This is a genomic window from Metabacillus sp. Hm71 (assembly GCF_051842955.2).
Classification (GTDB): domain Bacteria; phylum Bacillota; class Bacilli; order Bacillales; family Bacillaceae; genus Metabacillus.
This window is the reverse complement of record NZ_CM200278.1, coordinates 4,896,376-4,917,216: the sequence shown is the minus strand read 5'-3', so window position 1 is coordinate 4,917,216 and position 20,841 is coordinate 4,896,376. Positions and strand designations below refer to the sequence as shown.

20 protein-coding genes are annotated in these 20,841 nt (G+C 37.7%); 17 read left to right on the top strand and 3 right to left on the bottom strand.

Features of this window, described 5'->3' with window-relative positions; genetic code table 11:
* Positions 1-23 precede the first annotated feature (23 nt).
* Together ACSVDH_RS24225 and ACSVDH_RS24220 are read right to left on the bottom strand one after the other, a co-directional pair.
* Positions 24-1,055, bottom strand: a complete 1,032-nt coding sequence (locus ACSVDH_RS24225; RefSeq protein ID WP_439252915.1) for an ABC transporter permease — start codon at positions 1,053-1,055, stop codon at positions 24-26.
* The gene (locus ACSVDH_RS24220; protein WP_439252916.1) at positions 1,052-1,783 is read right to left on the bottom strand and encodes an ABC transporter ATP-binding protein; all 732 of its coding nucleotides are present in this window, start codon (positions 1,781-1,783) and stop codon (positions 1,052-1,054) included. Before ACSVDH_RS24220 ends, ACSVDH_RS24225 begins: the two co-directional genes overlap by 4 nt.
* Before the next feature lie 292 nt (positions 1,784-2,075).
* On the opposite strand from ACSVDH_RS24220, the gene ACSVDH_RS24215 reads away from it, so the two are divergent.
* The 16 genes from ACSVDH_RS24215 (at position 2,076) to deoR (ending at position 17,679) form a co-directional block, all read left to right on the top strand.
* Positions 2,076-2,618, top strand: coding sequence for a glycerol-3-phosphate responsive antiterminator (locus tag ACSVDH_RS24215; protein WP_299090849.1), 543 nt, complete (start codon positions 2,076-2,078; stop codon positions 2,616-2,618).
* Positions 2,619-2,708: 90 nt separating this feature from the next.
* A complete protein-coding gene (locus ACSVDH_RS24210) occupies positions 2,709-3,641 on the top strand; it encodes an alpha/beta hydrolase (protein WP_299090847.1) in 933 nt (310 codons plus the stop codon).
* Between the two features lie 79 nt (positions 3,642-3,720).
* Complete coding sequence (locus tag ACSVDH_RS24205; protein ID WP_439252918.1) at positions 3,721-4,152, top strand: SRPBCC family protein; 432 nt, start codon at positions 3,721-3,723, stop codon at positions 4,150-4,152.
* Positions 4,152-4,481: an ArsR/SmtB family transcription factor gene (locus ACSVDH_RS24200; protein WP_439252919.1), complete on the top strand. Its 330-nt coding sequence runs from the start codon at positions 4,152-4,154 to the stop codon at positions 4,479-4,481. The genes ACSVDH_RS24205 and ACSVDH_RS24200 overlap by 1 nt, the downstream gene beginning before the upstream one ends.
* Positions 4,482-4,552: 71 nt before the next feature.
* Complete coding sequence (locus ACSVDH_RS24195; RefSeq protein ID WP_439252920.1) at positions 4,553-5,635, top strand: DNA alkylation repair protein; 1,083 nt, start codon at positions 4,553-4,555, stop codon at positions 5,633-5,635.
* Between the two features lie 241 nt (positions 5,636-5,876).
* Positions 5,877-6,254, top strand: coding sequence for an NERD domain-containing protein (locus ACSVDH_RS24190; protein ID WP_518617376.1), 378 nt, complete (start codon positions 5,877-5,879; stop codon positions 6,252-6,254).
* On the top strand, positions 6,169-6,801 hold the full coding sequence (locus ACSVDH_RS24185) for a hypothetical protein (RefSeq protein ID WP_439253007.1): 633 nt from the start codon (positions 6,169-6,171) through the stop codon (positions 6,799-6,801). The genes ACSVDH_RS24190 and ACSVDH_RS24185 overlap by 86 nt, the downstream gene beginning before the upstream one ends.
* A gap of 130 nt (positions 6,802-6,931) precedes the next feature.
* Positions 6,932-7,597 carry a sigma-70 family RNA polymerase sigma factor gene (locus tag ACSVDH_RS24180; RefSeq protein WP_439252922.1) on the top strand — a complete coding sequence of 222 codons (666 nt, stop codon included), beginning with the start codon at positions 6,932-6,934 and terminating at the stop codon, positions 7,595-7,597.
* A gap of 29 nt (positions 7,598-7,626) precedes the next feature.
* On the top strand, positions 7,627-8,211 hold the full coding sequence (gene clpP / locus ACSVDH_RS24175; protein ID WP_299092513.1) for an ATP-dependent Clp endopeptidase proteolytic subunit ClpP: 585 nt from the start codon (positions 7,627-7,629) through the stop codon (positions 8,209-8,211).
* A gap of 599 nt (positions 8,212-8,810) precedes the next feature.
* The gene (locus tag ACSVDH_RS24170) at positions 8,811-10,121 is read left to right on the top strand and encodes a C40 family peptidase (RefSeq protein WP_439252923.1); all 1,311 of its coding nucleotides are present in this window, start codon (positions 8,811-8,813) and stop codon (positions 10,119-10,121) included.
* 264 nt (positions 10,122-10,385) lie between these two features.
* Entirely contained in the window at positions 10,386-11,588 is a 1,203-nt protein-coding gene (locus ACSVDH_RS24165) for a GTP-binding protein (protein WP_439252925.1), read from the top strand.
* A 22-nt stretch (positions 11,589-11,610) separates the two neighbouring features.
* Positions 11,611-11,760: a 50S ribosomal protein L33 gene (gene rpmG, locus ACSVDH_RS24160; RefSeq protein WP_299092507.1), complete on the top strand. Its 150-nt coding sequence runs from the start codon at positions 11,611-11,613 to the stop codon at positions 11,758-11,760.
* A 443-nt stretch (positions 11,761-12,203) separates the two neighbouring features.
* Complete coding sequence (locus ACSVDH_RS24155; RefSeq protein ID WP_439252926.1) at positions 12,204-13,331, top strand: histidine kinase N-terminal domain-containing protein; 1,128 nt, start codon at positions 12,204-12,206, stop codon at positions 13,329-13,331.
* A 427-nt stretch (positions 13,332-13,758) separates the two neighbouring features.
* Entirely contained in the window at positions 13,759-14,643 is an 885-nt protein-coding gene (locus tag ACSVDH_RS24150; protein WP_439252928.1) for a 6-phosphofructokinase, read from the top strand.
* Positions 14,643-16,655, top strand: coding sequence for a transketolase (tkt, locus tag ACSVDH_RS24145; RefSeq protein ID WP_299092503.1), 2,013 nt, complete (start codon positions 14,643-14,645; stop codon positions 16,653-16,655). The genes ACSVDH_RS24150 and tkt overlap by 1 nt, the downstream gene beginning before the upstream one ends.
* A gap of 79 nt (positions 16,656-16,734) precedes the next feature.
* Complete coding sequence (gene deoR / locus ACSVDH_RS24140; protein ID WP_439252930.1) at positions 16,735-17,679, top strand: DNA-binding transcriptional repressor DeoR; 945 nt, start codon at positions 16,735-16,737, stop codon at positions 17,677-17,679.
* 414 nt (positions 17,680-18,093) lie between these two features.
* On the opposite strand, the gene ACSVDH_RS24135 is transcribed toward deoR, so the two are convergent.
* Complete coding sequence (locus tag ACSVDH_RS24135; protein ID WP_439252932.1) at positions 18,094-19,086, bottom strand: DUF3231 family protein; 993 nt, start codon at positions 19,084-19,086, stop codon at positions 18,094-18,096.
* Positions 19,087-19,402: 316 nt separating this feature from the next.
* Between ACSVDH_RS24135 and ACSVDH_RS24130 the strand changes: the two genes are divergently transcribed.
* Positions 19,403-20,773 (top strand): glycoside-pentoside-hexuronide (GPH):cation symporter, encoded by a 1,371-nt coding sequence (locus tag ACSVDH_RS24130; RefSeq protein WP_439252934.1) that lies wholly within the window; start codon positions 19,403-19,405, stop codon positions 20,771-20,773.
* The last annotated feature ends 68 nt before the right edge of the window (positions 20,774-20,841 follow it).

The following is a 20,841-nucleotide window of genomic DNA, read 5'->3' as shown; positions in this document are numbered from 1 at the left end:
AATACTAATACTAATTGATATGATTAGATTTTTCGATATTTTCTTAGTGCCAGAATGTTTAATAGCATAAACAGAATAGAAAATCCCGCCAAAACGAGAAGGTCGATTTGAATTTCCTCCCATCCGTAACCTCTTACCATGACATTTCTTAAGGCATCTGCTGCATAATACAAAGGGGTATACGGGCCAATCCAGTTGAGCCACTCTGAGATTGTGTCCAAATTAAATAATCCTGAAAAGAAGATTTGGGGGACAACGACGATCGGAATAAACTGAATCATTTGCAGTTCATTATTGGCAAAGGCTGAAAGTAAAATACCCAATGTTAGAGCTGTTAAAGAAAGCAGCAAAGTGATTAAGAGAACATAGCCAAATGCTCCCTCCATCAGCATGCCTAACACATAAATGGCATAAGCAGCGATAATGGAAGCCTGAATCACTGTAAAAAGTCCGAATCCGATGACATAACCGATGACAATTTCCCATTTTCTTAGCGGACTTGAAAGAAGCCGCTCCAATGTTCCAGTTGTACGCTCTCTTAAAAACGATACACCTGCAATAAGGAAAACAAAGAAAAAGACGAAAAATCCCAGCAGCACCGGACCGAAATAATCAAATTGTCCCATTTCACTTGAACCATGCAAGTAATCGATCTGGAGCTTCTGCATGGCTTCATTGTTTCCCTGCAAAGGCTTTAACGCTGTTTGAAGCCATTTAATTGTTGCAGCATTGACACTTGGGTCACTGCCTTCAAGAATGGTTTCGGGACCACTGCTGTCAAACTGGACATAAGCATCGATTTCTTGATTTGCTAAGGCATCAGTTGCCTCCTTTTCATTGTCATATTCCGTAATCGCTGCTCCGGCTTGATCTATTTTTTCAAATACTGCTTCTTGCACCGAAACAAAGCCGATCTTAGGTTGATAATCATCACCATTAAAGACAAGATGCAGCATGGTTAAAACAAGAATCGGAGCAAACAGCAGCAATCCCATTGTTCGCTTATCACGGGTAATTTGCCGTAAGATACGTATAACTAAGGCTCTTATTCTCATGATTGAACACCTCCATAAACGAGGAATGCCTCTTCAATTGATTCGGAATTTGTTTTCTCTTTTAATTCATTCGGAGTACCGACTGCAATCAGAGAACCATCACGCATTAAGCCCAATCGATCACATTTTTCAGCTTCGTCCATGACATGGGTGGTCACAATGATTGTCGTGCCTTTTTCCTTTAATAGATAGAATGCTTTCCAGATGCTTTTTCTTAAAACAGGGTCAATTCCCACTGTAGGCTCATCAAGAATTAACATGGCAGGCTCGTGCAAGAGGGCAATAGCCAAAGAGAGTCTTCTTTTCATTCCGCCAGAATAGGCGGAAACAAGCTTGTTGAGATCATTCGTAAGCTGAACCAGCTCCATTACTTCATTTATTCTCTTCGTGAGCTTTTTTCCTTTTAGCCCGTAAAGCGCACCAAAGAATTTAAGATTTTCCTTTGCTGATAATTCACCATAAAGGGCATCAGACTGTGCCATATAGCCGACCCTTTCGATTAATCTTAAAGAAGGCATTTTCTCATGAAAAAGAAAGATCTCACCAGAAGTCGGAATTTCCAATCCAACCAGCTGCTTCACTAATGTTGTCTTACCTGCGCCAGAAGGGCCTAAAAGTCCAAAGATCTCACCTTTTTGTATTGCTAAAGAAATATTAGTTAAAACCTTCTGTTTTCCAAAAGCCTTTGATATATGTTGAATAGAAACAATTTTTTTCTCTTGTTCCATAAATCTCTCCTCTTCCATCGAATGAGTGATTACTCACTATTATATTAATGATTTTAAATGAATTTGTAAAGTGAGTAATCACTCACTTTCCCCGAATATGTTTTCGATAGATTACTTCATGCAAGAACTGTATAATAAGGCTGAATGAAACTGAATTCTTTCAACTGATGAAATCATGATTCTTATGATTGTTCATTCTGAAGGGGATAGATTTTATAGCCAAAGCAATGCTTAACCATCAATAAAAGCATGCCTGCTTTTACTAAATTTTTATAGATGAAAAGGTGAAGATATGCAAAAAATATTACCTGCTTTTTCTTCCATCAAGCAGTTTGAAAAGTTTTTACAAAGTGATTATGAAATCGGTGTATTCTTGGAAACACATATTTCCCAATTAGCGCATATTCAAAAATTGGCAAACCAATATCAGAAAAAAATCATTTATCATGTCGATCTTATCCATGGCTTGAAAAATGATGATTATGCAACAGAATATATTTGTCAGGAGTTCGCTCCTTATGGGTTAATATCAACTAAATCAAATGTCATTTTAAAGGCGAAACAAAAGGGAGTCATCGCCATTCAGCGAATGTTCTTAATTGATTCGCATGCCCTCGAACGAAGTTATCGCTTAGTGGAAAAAACAAAACCGGATTATATTGAGGTGCTGCCTGGTGCTATGCCTTGGATGATAAAAGAGGTTAAGGAACGAACGAATATTAAAATTTTTGCTGGAGGATTAATTCGCACGATACAGGAGGTGGAAGACGCGCTGGAAGCTGGAGCTGAGGCAATCACCACTTCAAAGAGGGAGATATGGGAGCATTTTAAATAAGATTTCAAAGAAAATGGCCGTAAAACGTTTACTTTCGGTCTTTTTTGTTTAATGAAAGAAAGATAAAATCACATAAAAGGGGTGGCTTTCATGGAACAAAAAAGTTGGGTAACCATGTCAGATGGCCATGACGTTTTTTTGACGAAATGGTATGTAGAAAATGCGAAGCCAAGAGCGATCCTGCAATTATCACATGGAATGGCAGAGCATATTGGTCGCTACCAGGAGTTTGCTGAATCACTTGTGTCAAAAGGAATAGTTGTCTACGGAAACGATCACCGCGGTCATGGAAAAACAGGTGAAAGAAGCGGAATTTTAGGGTTTTTTGCTGATGAAAATGGCTTTGAGCGAGCAGTTGATGATTTGAGCGAAATTAATGCATACATTCAAAAACAATATCCCAATACACCTGTCTTTATAATGGGACATAGTATGGGCTCGTTTTTAGTTAGGCGATTTTTACAGCGCTATCATGGAAGAGTTAAAGGCGTGATTCTTTCCGGAACCGGTGGAAATCCTGGATTCATGGGTAAGATCGGCAAACGAATAGCAAAATCACAAATTCGCAAATTAGGAAAGAAAACAGAAAGTCCGCTCATGAATAAATTAACGTTTGGCAATTATAATAAAAAATTAGCTAGTATTGAAACCGAATTTGATTGGCTGACAAGTGACCGCGCTGAGGTGCAGAAGTATATAGGAGACCCTTATTGCGGCTATGTTGCAACTGCGGGGTTTTATTATGATTTGTTATCAGGATTGGAAACGATCCATCATCCTCATGAAATAGCAAAAATGGAGAAGGAATTGCCTTTCTTCTTTATTAGCGGGGAGCAAGACCCGGTCGGTCATTATACAAAAGGAGTAATGAGAGTTATTCGGCAATTTCAAGAACATGGGATAAAAAAAATCGATTATACCTTTTATCAACAAGGCAGACATGAAATGCTGAATGAAACAAATCGTGGAGAAGTCATTGCTGATATTATTCAGTGGATCGAGAAAAAATTGGCAGAGGCTTAAGGTTGACATGTAACCAAAAGGTTTCGTATTATTGATGCGAAACCTTTTGGTTACATATTTTTTATTGGAGGAAATGAACATGACAACACATCAGGAACAAGTACCAGATATTCGCAAAACCGTTGTTTTCGAAGCGCCGATTGAAAAGGTTTGGCAGACTGTTTCAACTGCAGAGGGAATTGCCGAATGGTTTATGCCAAACGATTTTGAACCAAAGGTCGGTCATGAATTCACACTTCATTCGCCTTATGAAAAATCACCATGCAAAGTACTTGAAATAGATCCGCCAAATGGTCTTTCTTTCACATGGGGAAATTTTGGCTGGAAAGTTTCGTTTGAACTAAAGGACCTGGATGGAAAAACGGAGTTTACGCTCATTCATACAGGATGGGGAGCTCCAGACAAAGTAGCTGGACCAGCAGGCGAAACCTTTGCGGTTATTCGAAATCGCATGAACAATGGCTGGGATGGAATTGTTGATGAGCGTTTACGCAAAGTAGTTGAGGCTTAATGACAGCTGCTCAAAAATATGATGTTTTTCAAGCAATTTCCGATCCATCGCGTAGGAAAATGCTAAAGCTTCTAGCAAATCAGCCATTGCCGGTAACTGTGATCAGCAAGCACTTCCCAATGAGCCGCACGGCTGTATCTAAGCATTTACGGATTCTCTCGGAAGCTAATCTGCTAAGCGCTGAAAAAGTAGGGAGAGAAACAAGGTACAAGCTCGAGCCTGATGCGCTGCTTGAATTAAAGGAATGGCTCTCGTTTTATGAACAGTTCTGGGATAATAAGCTGTCCATGCTTAAATATTTGGTTGAAAATAATGAAAAAGATGAGTAGGAACAGACCCCTCTAACAACATTTGTGCAGGGGTCTCCCTTTGTTTTTAAAAAAGTGTAAAGGAGAAAAAAATGGCTGAAGAATTGAGAAAGGTATTTGATCATAGCTTTATAAACCAGCTTTCTTCTTTGATTAAAGCGAACTATCCTTCATTTAATGCCTCTGGATTTCAAGAGCTGATTTATGATGATAAGTGGGAAGAGCTGGCACTTAAACAGCGAATAAGACATATTACGATTTCCCTTCATCAAACAATGCAACTTAACTATAATGAAGCCATTTCGGTATTAAAAAAAGCTGCCCTGCATGTTCAAAACGGGTTGACGGGAATTATTTTTCCGGATTATGTAGAAGTATACGGTCTAAACGACTGGGATGAATCAATGGAAGCACTCGAATACTTTACTCAATATTCCACCTCCGAATTTGCGGTAAGACCTTTTGTTATTAAAGACCAACAAAAGATGATGAAACAATTCTTAGCATGGAGCAACCACCCAAATGAGCATGTAAGAAGATTGGCAAGTGAAGGCTCAAGACCCCGTTTGCCATGGGGAATCGTCCTATCCAGCCTAAGGCAAGACCCATCCTCAATCCTGCCGATTTTAGAAAATTTAAGGGAAGATCCGTCATTATATGTCCGAAAAAGTGTAGCCAACAATTTAAATGATATTTCAAAAGATCACCCAGATCTTGTCCTCGAACTAGCAAAAAAATGGAACGGACACAACGAAAAAACTGACTGGATTATCAAAAAGGGCTTACGCACCTTAATGAAAAAAGGAAACAAGCAAGCCCTGGAATTACATGGCTTCACCAGTAATCCCAAACTCTCTGTAGAAAATTTACTTGTAACAGATGCCTTACACATTGGAAGTTCTTTAACTTTCTCCTTTCAGATCAGCTCCACAGACGAAAAGCAAACCCAACTAAGAATTGAATACACAATCGATTTTGTAAAGGCAAGCGGAAAGCATTCCAAGAAAATCTTTAAAATCGCTGAACATGTTATAAACGGCGGGGAAAAAAGAGCTTACTCCAAAAAGCACTCCTTCAAAGACTTAACAACAAGAAAACATTATCCCGGCGAACATCTGCTTTCTATTATCGTAAATGGAGAAACAAAAGCAAGTCAGGGTTTTACCGTTTTGTGATTTGAGTCCTTTTTCTCGAGGCGGCGTGGATTGAAAAAAAGGGAGTGGTTCAAATAAATTGGCAGGTGGTTCAATAAAAAAGAAAAGTGGTTCAATAAATGAAAAGAGTGGTTCAAAAAAGGAGGAGCGTGGTTCAATCCAAAAAACAAAGTACTCAATAATTTAACTTTCCAAAGAAAGAAGGATTTCTCATATTCACATCGAATATCAATCCTTGTTTATTAAAATATACAGGGAGGAAATGAGTTTGATAATAAAAGAGCATAAAAAGCCTCTTATGCTGTATAGGTATGAGGCGTTGCTAAGCCGTCTGCGAAGGTCGCATATTAGTTACCCCATGTTAGAGAAAGAGTATTCAAAAAGGAATGCAGGATTTAAGGGAGAGATGGGAATTCAATACTTCTTAAGATACCTTAATGATGATTATCTTATTTTTAATAATATTAGACTTAAAGATAATGAACAGTTCTTCCAGATGGACACGCTTATAGTTACATCTTGTTTCATTTTTATTCTTGAGGTAAAAAATATTATTGGAACTTTATATTTTGATGAGGAATTCGATCGAAGGGTTTCAAAATCCATTTATTCAAATAAAGAGACAGCAATACCATCTTGAAAACTGGTTGAAGGAACGACATTTTACTCCAATCCCCTGTATGGGTTATGTTGTGATTAGCAATCCTGCAACAATTATCAAAGTTCCAAAAACGTTTAAATCCAAAATCATTCATAGTGCAAACATCCCTTATATACTAGAAGACAAAAACATAAAATCTACCAAACCTACTCTTTCACGCGTAAAGGCAAAAAATTTAACGGATTCGATAATCGATAATGATACGGAAGAGGATGTTGATTTATTAAAAAAATATAACATTACAGTAAATGACCTTGTAACAGGTGTTCAGTGTCCGAATTGTGGACAGTATCCATTAATAAGGGTAAATGGATTTTGGCGATGCTCAAGCTGTCAGCATTTATCAAAGGATGCACATCTTAAGGCATTAGAGGAATATAAATATTTATTTGGTAAAAAGATAACAACTCAAAAGCTTCGTTCATTTCTCCATATCCCTTCCAGAACAACCGCTACAAAGCTTTTCCGCAAATTACAATTTCCTCATACAGGTACAACGAAAGATAGAGTCTATTTTATAGACTAAGAATCAAATCATATTCCCAGTTCATATATAATTAAAACCAACATATTTTAAAAATTAATGCAACACCCCATATCTTTTTATACCGTCTTATCCGTTTAGATAGCAGAGAGTGTTCAAAGGAGTGAAAGACATGCACAGGAATGTGTCAAATGAATTCAGTCAGCAGCAGATGAAAATCGAGGATATTTTACCGTCACTGCTTACTTATTGCCGTTTTTTAACGAAATGCAGGTGGGATGGCGAGGATATTGCCCAAGAAGCAGTACTGAAAGCGATTGAGAAGTATGGTCAAAAACCAGAGGTGCTTTCACCAGCTTTATTAAAAAAAATAGCGTATAATCAGTGGATCGATACGGTGCGAAAGCGGAAAAAAGAATCACTTGAAACAGAAATAGAGGTAAAGGAAGCGGCAAAAGATTCCGCACTTGATGTACTTGACCTTGTTCAATTTTTAATTAGTCATTTCACACCAAAGCAGGCGGTGATTCTGTTTTTAAAAGAGGCGTTTGGCTATCGATCGTCTGAAATCGCTGAGATACTTGGGACAACTGAAATGGCTGTGAAGGCGATTTTACACCGGACAAAAAAGCGGATTGAGCATCATCAAAACCTTTTTGAGCTAGTTTGGGAAAAGGAAGAAGAACAATTGCTTTCAGAGCTTTTTTATGACTCGCTTATCCAACAGGATCCAACGATTTTAATTCGCCGCATTCCTGCTATACACTCTTTAAGAAGGGAAACACAGCTTCCTTCCAAAACACTCTCTCCTTCATGCGGGCTATGCATGGCTGCTTAATGTAATCTGGATAAGGAGGGTAACTTTAGATGACTACGATTCCGTATGTAATTGATCAATCTAATCGAGGGGAACGCTCATATGATATTTATTCACGGCTTTTAAAAGACAGAATTATCATGATTGGTGATGAGATAAATGATCATGTTGCCAATAGTGTTGTTGCACAATTATTATTTTTGGCTGCTGATGATCCTGATAAAGACATATCATTATATATCAATAGTCCTGGCGGCTCTGTTACTGCAGGTTTTGCTATTTTTGATACGATGCAATATATCAAACCCGATATTAGAACAATATGCACAGGTTTAGCCGCTTCATTCGGGGCTACATTGCTTCTTGCAGGAACAAAGGGAAAACGCTACGCCTTGCCTAATAGTGAAATCATGATCCACCAGCCTCTAGGCGGTGTAAAAGGGCAAGCAACCGATATCGAGATATCAGCTCGGCGCATTTTAAAGCTGAAAGAGCATGTCAATCAATTGTATGCAGATTTCACGGGACAGCCAATTGAAAAAATCAGAATAGATACTGAGCGGGATTTCTATATGAGTGCAGAAGAAGCAGTCGAATATGGGATTATAGATGAAGTGCTTAATTCAACTAAATAAAGTGAGACTTCCATCAGTGGGTTTTTCGCGAAGTACAGGATGTACAAGTGCCGATTTTGCCACAGGACGTGGCGAAGTTAGTCGGCAATTCCCCACTGATGGTTCGCGAAACTTATCGGATCTTTACGGGCAGTTATCCCGCACCAATCTTCTTAGCTACACTTGAATCTTGAAGTAAGGATTTTATTGCCCGTTAAGATTGGGATAAAATGAAAAAAAGCGGTTCTTTTTTTAGAATCGCTTTTTTGTCGTTTTTTGGAAGGAATATAACAGAAATGTTACATGCGCTAATCTACCTATATAGAATTGGAAAAAAATAGATACATATACCTTGTGTTCTTCATAGAGGATATGGGTTAGAATTGCCTCGGAATTATGATAGAGTTTACATTGTAGTTTTACTAGTGTAGAAATAAAGGATGTTTTGTTATATTTGAAATGAAATTGTAATATTAAAAACATATTTTTGTCACTTTTTGATGATATACTTCTAATTATGAAAATAAGAAAAAAGTAGTAGAAGATTTATTATACATAAGATAAATAGATACATAGAAATAGATTTCGTTTTTACAAAATGGGAAAGTAGGGGAAGAGAAATGTCGAAAAAGAAATTACTGGTCATGAACTTAGCGGTCATGATCGGACTAGGAAGTTCATTTGCTATTCCTTCGGCAAAAGCTGAAACTGAGAGTGTATCAGATGAGCGTACAAAAATCCAAGCTGATATAAATCAAGCTGATCAAGATGCACAACGTATTCAAGCTGAGATTCAAAATTTAAATGAGCAAAAGCAGCGTGTTGCTCAAGCAATTCAGGATAACAACAATAAGATCAACCAAACACAGGAAGATATTAAAGCTGCAAATAAAATCATTAGTGAAACAGACGCTGAAATCAAAGAATTAGAGACAGCGATTCAAAATAGAACGGAAATTTTAAAACAACGTGCTATTTCCTACCAGCATAGCGGAGGAAATGTTGAGTATATTGATGTGTTACTAGGGTCTTCAAGTTTTAGTGATTTCGTTAATCGTGCGATTGCAGTTGGCAAAATTGTTGAAGCAGATCGTGCAATGATGGAACAGCAAGAAGCGGATCAAAATGTGTTAAAAGAAAAGAAAGCTCAGAAGCTGCAAAGCCTTGCAAAACTTAATGAGTTGAATACAGAGCTTAAAGGAATGCAAGAGCATTTAAATGCGCAAAAAGCAAAGAATGATGCGTTGGCAGCAGATCTTCAAAATGAAAAAACAGCTACTGAGGCAGCTATAAAAAGCTTAAAGCAAAAAGAAGCTGATATTGCTGCTCAAGAAGCTATTAATAAACAGCTGGCAAGCGCAAATGCAAATGCAAATGCTAATAGCGAGGGACAAGCCTCCCAGGAAGCTGCTGTTGAGCAGACAAATACTAAAGCTGTTACAAGTGCAAAAACATCTAGCCCTGCAAGCAAAGAAACAACGTCTTCTTCAAAATCAAGTCCTGCTAAGGAAACAGTTGCGGCAACCCCTGTAAATTCAAGTGGTTCTGTTAATGATTTGATTCGTGCTGGTTATAAATATATTGGAAACTCTGTCTATGTAATGGGCGGTGGAAGATCGGCGTCTGATATTGCTAACGGAAGATTCGATTGTTCAGGATTTGTTATTTGGGCATTTTCAACAGTTGGTGTTCAATTAAGTGGTAATACAGATACTTTAAAACATGCTGGAACACAAGTTTCAACAAGCAGTATGCAGCCAGGAGACCTTGTTTTCTTTGATACGTATAAAAGAGATGGCCATGTCGGCATTTACGTTGGCGGCGGTAAATTTATCGGTTCACAAAGCTCAACTGGTGTAGCGATTGCCAATATGTCCAGCGGCTATTGGGGCGAAAAATTTAACGGACGTGTTGTTCGAATTAACTTTTAATAAATAAACTAGAGTTGGTGTATGAAATATGCCAACTCTTTTTTAATTCTATTACTCTATTCCCGTATTTATTGACTTGAAACATAAAACTTTAAAAAATTATAAACAAGTATGTTGCAAAAAAGTAACTGATTGTGTACAATTTGAAACGTAATGATTACGATTTAAAAAACTAACTCATCTATATGATTAGTGTTTCAACTAGAAAGGGTGTTATCTACCATTTAAATCGTAATAATAACGATTTATGAAAGAAGGAATATTATGAAAACTGATAAGATACCTGTCACAGTATTAAGCGGCTATTTAGGAGCGGGGAAAACAACTTTGCTCAATCATATATTAACAAATAAGGAGAATAAGCGAGTGGCCGTCATTGTCAATGATATGAGTGAGGTAAATATTGATGCGGCACTTGTTAAAAAAGGCGGTTTTTCTCAAACTGAGGAAAAACTTGTGGAGCTGCAAAATGGCTGTATCTGTTGTACACTGCGTGAGGACTTGATTTTTGAGGTGGAAAGGCTGGTAAAGCAAGGGGATATCGATTATTTAGTGATCGAATCATCTGGCATTTCAGAACCTATCCCAGTTGCCCAAACCTTTACATATATCGATGAAGAGCTTGGCATTAATCTATCCGAGATATGTCAATTAGATGCCATGATCACCGTGGTTGATGCAAACCGCTTTTGGCATGACTTTTCATCAGGGGAGTCCCTATTAGATCGGAAGCAGGCAACAGATGAATCAGATACTAGAGAGGTATCCGATTTACTAATTGATCAAATTGAATTTGCAAATATCATTGTGGTAAATAAAGCCGATTTAGTTCCTGAAGAGGATCTTCTTGAAATAAAAGCAGTGATCCATAAATTAAATCCCGGTGCATTAATTTTGGAAAGCACCTTTTCAAAGGTAGCACTAAGTGAAATCTTAAATACGAATTTATTTGACTTTGAAAAATCAAGTCAGGCTGCCGGATGGATACAGGAACTGATGACGGAACATACTCCGGAAACAGAAGAGTATGGTATATCATCGTTTGTGTATAGACGTAAGCGGCCATTTCATCCTGAAAGATTGCTGAAATGGCTTGAGAATTGGCCTGTAGATGTTGTACGCGCGAAGGGATTCTTTTGGCTCGCAACTCGAAACAATATCGCTTGCCTGCTTTCCCAAGCTGGACCATCGATTATGCTTCAAGGGGCTGGTGAGTGGGTCGCGACCTATTCGGAAGAAGAAAGACAGCAAATTTTGCTTGAAGAGCCAGAGCTGCTTGAAAAATGGGATCAGCAATATGGGGATCGTATGACAGAGCTTGTGTTCATTGGTCTTGATATGAACCGTGAAGAAGTTGAAGATACTCTTGATGTTTGTTTATTAACAGATGAAGAAATGGAACAGGATTGGTCACTTTTTAACGACCAGCTGCCTGCATTTTCAGAGGCTGCTTTAGAAATATTTTAACTATTTGAGGAGGAAAAGAAATATGAGAGTGAAAATTACATTAGCTTGCACGGAAACTGGAGATCGAAATTATATCACTACGAAAAATAAACGAAACAATCCAGAGAGAATCGAATTAATGAAGTATTGTCCCAAGTTGAAGAAAAGGACATTGCATCGAGAAACGAAATAGATCATCGCCGGAGGCATTACATGGGAAGAAGTCCCTGTAATGCCTTTCTTAAGGTTTTAGTAACCATAAAAACCCAGTACACTGGATAAGCGCTCAACTTTCAGCTCAGAAGGACAGGACGTGCAAGTGAAGTCAATGCGACAGGACGTCACGCTTTTGACTGCCAGCGCCTAGCCCCTCTAGGGTATAGACAAATTGGAATTGAAGGCAAAAAAACGCCTTCTATTCCAATTCGTCTTATTTGCCCGAGGCTTTTTAAGGCGCTTTCGCTTTTGTTCATGTTCTGGGAATAATTTCCGTCTTTGAATTTAACCGCTAGTAGTTTAAAATCAAATCTTGGAAAAGTCAACATTAAAATTTTCTCAAAATGAAGAAGGTTTTTAGCGAGTTATGTCTAAATTTTATATGAAATAACCTTGAAAGAATGAAAGCGGTGGTATTAGTTGAAGTCTGCATCCGAACCAGTCGTTTCAACAGAGGATAAATTAATTAAGTTTCTGGAAGAAAGAGAAGAGGCTTTCCTAACTTTATGGCAGGAAACAATTATTATTCATGAAGAGGATCTTTATAAGGAAGAGGTAAAGAAAAACGGCTATCAAATGTATTTATTAATAAAAAGGTCTATTACTCAATTTGTTTCTGATGAAGAGGTAAAAGAGCTTGCTTATAAGGTGGCCAAACAACGGGTATTAAGCAACAGCAACATAGGGGAATTTGTTTATAATGTTAATTTAGGCAGAAGTGCAGTGATAAAATATATTAACAAATCTGGTATAGCGATTGATAAATTACAGCCAATCATTGATAAGGTGAACCTTCATTTTGATCGTTATTGCTATCATGCGGTTACAAGATATACGGAATTAAAGGATTTTGAATTGAAGGAAAAAATGTTATTTATCAATCAATCACATAAGGATCGATTATCTCTACTTGGCCAGATGTCCTCAAGCTTTGTTCATGAATTTAGAAATCCCCTTACCTCGGTTATGGGCTTTATCAAGCTTTTAAAGCTGGAAAACCCCACTTTGAAATACATGGAAACGATTGAGCATGAATTGGATCAGTTAAAGTTCAGGATCACACAATTTCTGCATGCTTCGAGGCTTGAGATTGTAGATAAACACCGCGAAGAAATCCAAATGGAAGACCTGTTTTCAGAAATACTTTCCTTTTTATATCCGAGTATTGTCGACGGAGACGTCGATGTCAAAACAAACATCGATTCAACTTGTAAGATTATCGCTGTAAAAGATGAAGTGAAGCAGGTATTAGTGAATATCATTTTAAACTCGATCGATGCCTTGAAACATCGGCCATCCAATCGCTGCCTGTCCATTACTTGTGAAAAAAAACACGAAACGATCGTTTTTACGATCACAAATAATGGGCCGGAAATTCCCGAAGAAATGAAGGAAGCGATTTTTGAGCCGTTTTATACAACCAAAAGCTTAGGAACGGGAATCGGCCTATATGTTTGCAAAACCTTGATTGAAAAGCATAATGGGACAATTAACTGTGAATCAAATAAGGAACTCACTTCTTTTATTATTAGTTTGCCAACGATTTGAATTATTTTAAATAAGTATGGATGATATGTTTATACTATAAACGACCACTACATAGTTGTAACGGTCGTTTTTTTGTGTTCGTTCAAGAAATTATAAAATTTTTATACTGTGGCAAAGCGCACAGATCCAGCTCCAGCGCCTAGCCCCGAAGCACAGGACGTGCAAGTGCAGTCAATGCGTCAGGAGGTCGTGTTTTTGACTGCCTCTAGGGTTTTGCTAGAAGGTAAAGTAGACCTTCTAATCTTGAGTGTCTAATTTGCCTTAGGCTGTTCAAGGCGCTTGCACTTTGTTCCATGTAAATACAATTAATTTTTAGAAAATTAGTGTTATTATCTATTTATCTTTTTCACGATTTCATGTATACTATCAAGGTAACAAATGTTCAATGAACTATGAACGAAATTTCTATTTAAGGGGGGTAACGTAGATGAAGATAGGTGTGGTTCATTTTGGATGGGCTTCAGCAGGTACAGCTCAGATCGTTCGTACCCTTATAGAAGGATTATCTAAAGAAGAGAATACTGTATATGGGATCGAATGCAATAAAACAACAAAAGATATAGAATTGAAAGAACTATCGAATAAGGATTTATCGAAATTTGGTTCACATCGCTATGAATTAAGTATTTTTCCTCCTGAAATCTGGACAGAACAAGCTTCAGCCCTTGCAAATTCGCTGGGTAATCTCGATAAAATCATTTTATTAGGTCAAAGTGAAGTGAATCTAAAACAGTTGGCTGCTAAAACATTACAGGTTCCGATTAGTATTTTTAATCATATCGATGGATCACAGCTGACATTAGGCTATGATACGGCTTTTAATGCCATTGTGAAAAACATTGAAAGTGTTAGAGATACGGCTAGTTCCTTATCGTATGGAAAAGTTAGGGTCTTTAATGTGCAAATTCCTGGAGCCGGACCATCTAAGCTGCTGGAACATACTGCTTTAGCAGTTGAAGCAGAAGTGGTGAAAAATTCGAATGAGGAAACTATCGCCAAATTAAAGCAGCATATTCGTGAGAAAGAAGCGAATAAAGAAGGGTATACTTTTTTTATAATGGATCAAACCGTTAATCCGGAACATTTAGCCGAACATTTTAAAGAATTTGATCTTGATTGGAAAGTTGTTGAGATTGATGAATCACAATGCGGAGGTCCTTATCCTACTGCATTGGACCAGCTTCTTGCTAATCAATTGAAAAAAGCTGTGGTCGATTGGACATTATCTGATCAACCTTCAGGCCAGTTACTTATTCAAGACAATCAAGCATTGTTTGAAGAAATAAATTCTATTTCGGAGGTAGTAAAATAATGAGTGAATTAACACAAATCGAAAAGTTATCAATTGAAACGATCCGTACATTATCGATTGATGCCGTAGAAAAAGCAAATTCAGGACATCCTGGTATGCCAATGGGTGCAGCGCCAATGGCTTATGCACTTTGGACAAAGTTTATGAACATCAACCCATCTAACCCAAGCTGGTTTAACCGTGACCGCTTCGTGCTTTCTGCAGGACATGGATCAATGCTTTTATACAGCTTGCTTCACTTAGCTGGCTACGATGTAACAATGGATGATATCAAAAACTTTAGACAATGGGGAAGCAAAACACCAGGTCACCCGGAATATGGCCACACTCCAGGTGTTGACGCAACAACTGGTCCATTAGGACAAGGTATTGCAATGGCAGTGGGTATGGCAATGGCTGAGCGTCATTTAGCTGAAACTTATAACAAGCCGTCATACAATGTGGTTGATCACTTCACATATGCAATTTGTGGCGATGGAGATTTGATGGAAGGTATTTCTTCAGAGGCAGCATCACTTGCAGCACATTTAAAATTGGGTCGTCTCATTGTATTATATGATTCAAACGATATTTCACTGGACGGCGATCTTCATCTTTCATTCTCAGAAAATGTTGAGCAACGCTTCCTTGCGAAAGGCTGGCAAGTCATTCGCGTAGAAGATGGAACAGATGTGAACGAAATTTCAAATGCGATTGAACAAGCGAAACTTGAGTTAGACCGTCCAACATTAATCGAAGTAAAAACAACAATTGGTTACGGTTCACCTAATAAAGCTGGTAAATCTGCTTCACATGGTTCACCACTTGGTGCTGATGAAATTAAATTAACGAAGGAAGCTTACGACTGGACATTTGAAGAAGATTTCCATGTACCTTCTGAAGTATACGACCACTTTAACAAAGCGATTAAAGAAGCTGGAAATGCAAAAGAAAATGAGTGGAATGAATTAGTTGCAGCATATGAGAAAGAATTCCCTGAGCTTGCCCAGCAATTCAAAACAGCGATTAGCGGAGAGCTTCCAGAAGGCTGGGATAAGGATATTCCAGTATATGAAGAAGGCTCAAGCCTTGCATCTCGTGCGTCTTCAGGTGAAGTGTTAAACGGCATTGCGAAAAACTTGCCATCATTCTTTGGCGGATCTGCAGACTTAGCAGGCTCAAATAAAACAACGATTAAAAATGGCGGCGACTTCTCAAGTACAAATTATGGCGGTCGTAACATTTGGTTCGGTGTTCGTGAATTTGCAATGGGTGCTGCCCTAAATGGTATGGCATTACATGGCGGATTGCATGTATTCGGCGGTACATTCTTTGTATTCTCTGATTACCTGCGTCCAGCGATTCGTCTAGCTGCATTAATGAACCTTCCTGTTACGTATGTATTTACACATGATAGTATTGCTGTTGGTGAAGATGGTCCAACACATGAACCAATCGAACAGCTTGCATCATTACGTGCAATGCCAAATCTATCTGTTGTACGTCCGGCAGATGGAAATGAAACAGCTGCAGCATGGAAATTAGCAATTGAATCTACATCAACTCCAACTGCACTTGTCTTAACTCGTCAAAACTTAAAAACAGTTAAAGGTACAAATGAAACAGCTTATGAGGGTGTACAAAAAGGAGCATATGTCATTTCTCCGGCTGCTAAGGAAACGCCAGATGTCCTTCTTTTAGCATCAGGTTCTGAGGTTGGTTTAGCAGTAGAAGCTCAAAGTGTGCTGGCTGCTGAAGGTATTGAAGCGTCAGTTGTAAGTATGCCTGCATGGGATCGCTTTGAAGCTCAATCTGATGAATATAAGCGTTCAGTTCTACCAAAAGAAGTAAAGAAACGTCTAGCAATCGAAATGGCATCTCCACTTGGTTGGGACCGTTACACAGGTGATGAAGGTGATATTCTAGCTATTAATACATTTGGTGCGTCTGCTCCGGAAAAACGCATTTTGGCTGAGTATGGCTTCACAGTTGAGAATGTTGTTGCGCGTGTTAAGAAACTTCTTGAAGCATAATTGAAACATAAGAGGCTGACGAATAGATACTAGTGTCAGCCTCTCTTTTTTACAAAATGATTAATTAGGTGCTGTTTAAATGGAAAAGGATAAGCTTAATAAAATCATCGAAGTCGCACGGCTCTACTATCAATTGGATTATAGCCAGCAGGAGATTGCCAAAAAATTAAATGTGTCAAGGCCAACTGTTTCAAGGATGTTAAAGCAAGCAAAGGATTCAGGGATTGTCGAAATTAATATTCATAATCCGCTTGAAGCTGGTGAATTGCTAACCGAACGGTTAAAGGATAAGTTTGGCTTAAAGGAGGTAGTTATTGCCTCTGTCTCAGAATACGATCACACCTTGGTTAAGCGACAGCTAGGTGAGGTTGGTGCAAACTATCTTAATCGGACGGTGAAGGATTATGATGTGATTGCAACATCATGGGGAACAACTGTATATGAACTGGCAACAAAATTAAAACCAAAGCCAGTTAGTCATACAACTGTTGTTCAACTGAATGGCGGTGTCAGTCATTCTGAAACAAAGACCTATGCATCAGAAATTATCCATTTATTTGGAGAAGCTTTTAATACGCAAACGTTTTTGTTGCCGCTGCCAGCCATTGTTGATCACATTGTTGTGAAGCAAGCGATAGAAGCTGATCGCCATATTCACAAAATTTTAGAGTTAGGCAAGCAAGCAAATATCGCTATTTTTAGTGTTGGTACACCTGTCGTCGATTCCCTTTTATTACAGGCTGAATATTTTACAGATGAAGACCAGCATTTAATCCAATCAAAAGCTGCGGGAGAAATTTGTTCGAGGTTCTTTGATAAAAATGGGGAAATCTGTGTTGAAAGCTTAAATAATCGTACGATCGGCATCGAGCTGCATGAACTGGCAAAAAAGGAAAAGTCGATTTTAGTTGCTGGCGGTCCTAAAAAATTAGAAGCGATTTATGGAGCATTGAAAGGGAAGTATGCAAATGTGCTCATAACAGATGAGCATACAGCAAGTTTATTAGTTGAAATGGATTATTAAAATAGCCGTAGAGGGGATTACTTTCCTTTATGGCTTTTTAGTTTGAATAAAAAAGGTAAGCATAATCCCTATATGCTCACCTTTCTTATTTTACAATGGGAAAAAGAAGATACACTAGAATATTCAATGCTTATGTGAAAGATGGTATTCTAAACAATGATCGTAGCTTAGAATTTGAATTTTCAATTAAGAATCTAGCTCTTATCACCAAAGAAAGTAAAGCTGACAATAAGCCAATAAGAATATTCAAACGATATCCCTCCACATTGAAGTGTAGTGTTAAAATGGTAACACTACGCTTAGTATGAATTAATTTAATTAAGTTATCAGTGGTGAATTTTTCCTTATAATTTGTCATAGCTGAGCTGTTTATGTATCGTTCAATAGCTCTTATCTTAATGTTACTTCGATTTGTTAGGGACGCTCTTCCATTTGTGGCGGCTCTTCTAACCATCCTTTTTTAATCATAATTTTAACTCCTTCGTTTGCGTAGAAATAGATATCCTTTGTAAACAATGCCGTTTTCATGGATAGGTCATTTCTTAAGCTGAAAACTGCTCCGAAGCTGCCTCCTACAATACCGAAACCATTTAGAAGGTATATACAAAACATCATAAGCTTTTGAGAAAATGGAGCCACCCTTGAATTCGTAACAGTGCTTCCTGAACTTGCTGAAAATTGAACATCGCTATGAAGCAGAACTTCCTCGTAAACTTTTATTTGTTTTTTGGCAAGATCGATTCCTTTTTTGAAATACTGTTTGATTTCTTTATCCTCTGCACATTGTGCAAAACCGGTAATAAGCTGCATGCCAATATTATTTGTTTCAATTCCATGATGAAGGTAGCCTAATTCAATATCGTTTAGCGCCCTTTTTTCACCAAAGGGTTTAAACCCATTTAAATAACTTTTGCTCATAATAAATTCAGTTGTTTTAGGCATTGTGACATTTGGCGGGGTCGTGAGAATCCCTTTTTCAAGAAGATACAAGGTAGATAATTTATATATTTTTTGTGTTACCACAGTAAGACCTTCATAAATCCCTATAACATCTTCCCGATAGGCCATATTCATATTGATTGTATACAAACCCATGCTAATCTCTTTTAAGATGCGAAGAAACATAATATCAAATCCATTGTCGTATAACTTAGGTGCTTCTAAGTTAACATCTTCACTAGTAAATCCTTTCGGAATGGCTACTCCTTCCTTTACGAAAATAGCTTTCATTTGTTTAACATAATAATGAAGCTCCTGCCATAAGCCACCCATGATATTCCTTGCCTGTTGATCTTCGGATTTTTCAATGAAATATTCTAAAACTCTAAGGATCAGTGTTTTTTCTTGATATGTGAGCCAAAGGGTTCCCAGCTCTGATGAACTTAAAGGATTTTTAATATCCAACATTATTCCCCCTACTCTTTTATTGTCATTATTTTCTTAAAGCGTGCTAATTATTCTTAAAACTTAAGTGCTAGGTGATCACTGAAAAACTAAACTTTAGAAGAGTAACTGCAATATCAGAATTGTTATATAAAATGATAGAAATGTGAAAGAAATAAGGTTTAATAATCAGTATTATGGTAATAGGAAGAAGGTTTCAAGTGAATGGGGATCTGGAATCGATATCATAATCGTAAAAAATCAAGGAATGGGTCGATGAAAAGTAAGCCCTTTCTAAAACGCAACATGTTAAATCATATGTGAAAGAGTGGGATTGTCAATGAATGAAAATCAAGTTGGCTGGAAAGAAAGAATTAGCTATGGATTAAGTGATACTGCCTGTAATTTAGTTTTTCAAGTTATTGGTACTTATTTAATGTTCTTTTACACAGATGTTTTTGGATTAAGTATAGCAGCAGTGGGAACCTTGTTTTTAGTTGCGAGAATTATCGATGCGTTAGACGCACCGCTTTTCGGCGTATTAATTGACAGAACAAATACGAGGTGGGGGAAGAGCCGTCCTTACTTTTTATGGCTAGCTGTTCCGTTTGGTGTAATGGCCACTTTAACATTCTTTACACCGGACCTTAGTTACCAAGGAAAATTGATTTACGCGTACATTACGTATATTTCCGTTGGAATTATTTATTCTGGAATAAATATACCTGTCACTTCTATTCTTCCCAGCTTATCGAGTAATCCTCAGGAACGCACAGTGCTGGGAACCGTTCGCTCGATAGGGGGTCAGTTGGGAGCTATTATTGTAACCGTTGCTACTCTACCTATTGTAAGCGTTTTAGGAGGAGGAGACGACCAGAAAGGCTTCTTTTGGACGATGCTAATCTTTTCTGCCTTTGGTGTAATCATGTTATTCATTACCTTTAAGAATACAAAAGAACGGGTCATAATTCCAGGAAAAAAAGTCACTCCTTTTAAAGAAGGGATAAAAGCTATCAAAGGGAATCTTCCTTGGTTCATTATGATTTTCTTAAATTTTATTTATTGGATGGGGCAAACCATTAAAAACCAGACAACAGTTTATTACTTTGCAAATAATATTGGAAATGCAAAGCTTGTTCCAATCATGATGAGTTTTAATTTTATTACTCTTTTTAGTTTGATTTTAACACCAATGTTCTCTAATCGTATTGGAAAACGAAATACAATGATACTTGGACTCGTTATTGGTGTAATTGGCCAAATCTTTATTGGTATCGGCGGAAAAATGGTAAATATTCCATTGATCATGACAGGTACAATTATCGGAACTTTTGGAACCGGATTCATTTTAGGGTTGATTTCTGTCATGCTAGCTGATTCGGTAGACTATGGTGAATGGAAAAGCAAAGTTCGTGCAGCTGGTTTATTAACCTCAGCATCAAGTTTTGGTGCAAAATTTGGCATGGGGATTGGCGGGGCACTTACAGCTGCTATTTTATCTGCAGGAGGATATATTGCCAATCAGAAACAGACGGCTTCTGCATTACAAGCAATCGAATTTAACTTTATTTGGCTGCCGATTATTTGTAGCGGACTAGCAATCATAGCTTTATTATTCCATAAATTTGATAAGCAAGAAAAACAAATTATAAAAGAATTGAATGAAAGAAGAAGGTTAATGGAGAAAAAAGAGGGGCTGGAAATAGCCTAACGTTTAAATGAAGAGTGTAACGAACTTAAAAATAGGGATGTAAGAAACAAAGACAGCCCCAAAAGGTA